General features: G+C 33.7%; 1 protein-coding gene and 1 pseudogene. One reads left to right on the top strand and one right to left on the bottom strand.

Annotated features, from left to right (window positions below; all coding sequences use genetic code 11):
• Positions 1–358 precede the first annotated feature (358 nt).
• Entirely contained in the window at positions 359–1,279 is a 921-nt protein-coding gene (locus KI369_RS27495) for a class I SAM-dependent methyltransferase (protein ID WP_212958770.1), read from the bottom strand.
• 162 nt (positions 1,280–1,441) lie between these two features.
• Between KI369_RS27495 and KI369_RS27490 the strand changes: the two are divergent.
• Positions 1,442–1,568, top strand: a pseudogene (locus KI369_RS27490) (ATP-binding protein); the annotation flags it as partial.

Below are 1,568 nucleotides of genomic sequence, written 5' to 3'. Positions count from 1 at the left end.
AGATTTTTTTGTGGAATTCTGCTATCCCATTATGTACATCTAATCCTATTTCTCTTCAACAAAGAGCCAGTTCTCTACTTGAGAACTGGCTCTTTTCGCATGAGAATTCTTCAAATACATAATCTAGAAAAAACTTTTATATCAATTTAATTATATTATAACAATTATCCGAAAATAATTAATAGTATTTTTTGTAAATAAAAGTGAATATGTGGTACAAACTTATGTGAGATGATAGTTTATTGAGCAGCAAATATAAATATATGGAACGTATATACATGTAATTTTAACATCTTCTATTTTCTCTTTTGTTCCCACAAAAAAAGACACAGAGATTCCTCCCCATGCCTACTAATTCCTACTTTTTCACCGCATGCACATAATGCACCGTCTCAAAAGCTTCTAAATAATCGTTTCGTCCTTCAAAATAGAATGTATTTATGTCTTCTGGCGATAAATGCTCATAAATGAGTAAGCCCATCTTCTCTAACAGTGCTTCCATTTCGGCATAAGAAAAACATGATTTCATCGGTTCTCCGCCTACTGCAGCCATTTTCACCATATTTTCCACTCGATTGGACAATCCTTTTTCCGTAAATAAATTTTCATCCGGATAATCGAATACGATAGAGCTCCCTTCTGGAACCATCGCAAATAAACATTCTATTAAACTAGAAAGTTCCTCTTTCGTTAAATAGTACGTTACACCTAATAGACTAAAGAACGTCTTTTTATTTTCAAATCCTTCATTCTGTAACTGCTCATAGGAAAATCCTTTCGTGAGATCCATCGAAATAAAATGAAGGTTGTTTGGAATTTCAAACTCTGCTTCTTCTATTCTCTCCTTCTTAAACTGCTGTGTAGAAGGATGATCCACTTCAAATATTTCTATTTTATTTTCTAATTCTCGGTGTCTAAAACTGAACGTATCTAAGCCTGCACCGAGTATGACGTATTGTTTTGCGCCTAATGTAATTTCATGTAGTACTACTCTTTCACAATATGCCGCACGTGCTAAAGGTGTTGGTGATAATTGCACTTGTGTAATCCATTTTAATATTTCTTGTGGATTGTCTTGAAACTGCTGTGCAATGTCCTTATTGAAAAACTGTATTCCTTGAACCATATTCGTTTCAATATCGCTTCGTTCTTTTGGCGAAATGAATTCTTTAGCAATATAATCATCAAAAATTTTAGAACTATCAAATTCACTATGATATGCCCGGCTGAAAGCTGATACTAACGACGTTACACTTGCTTCACCTTGTTTCACGCACATACACTCTCCTTCATTTTCACAACAAAAATAGGGTTCCCCTGGCCAGGAGAACCCTATTATACACTTTATTTTTATATTGGTAAATTATAGCATAAATAAGTTTTTTTGTCAAGTTTTTAACCTACTTTCATTCCGACACTTTATATATTCTCTAGCAGGAAAATTGTCGATTCACACAGAATACCCCAGATTATAACAATACACATGGAGGCCAATATGAAACGATTTGTCATGATTACGGTAGGAAAAACTCACAGCGGAAAAACTACATTTGCAAAAGCTTTAGAAA

Source organism: Bacillus sanguinis, from assembly GCF_018332475.1.
Taxonomy (GTDB): Bacteria; Bacillota; Bacilli; order Bacillales; family Bacillaceae_G; genus Bacillus_A; species Bacillus_A sanguinis.
The sequence above is the reverse complement of the archived record's forward strand: the minus strand, read 5'-3'. Positions and strand labels throughout refer to the sequence as shown.

Excerpts from the sequence above, each read along its gene's own strand:
- KI369_RS27495 (WP_212958770.1), bottom strand. The coding sequence starts at position 1,279 with ATGTGCGTGAAACAAGGTGAAGCAAGTGTAACGTCGTTAGTATCAGCT.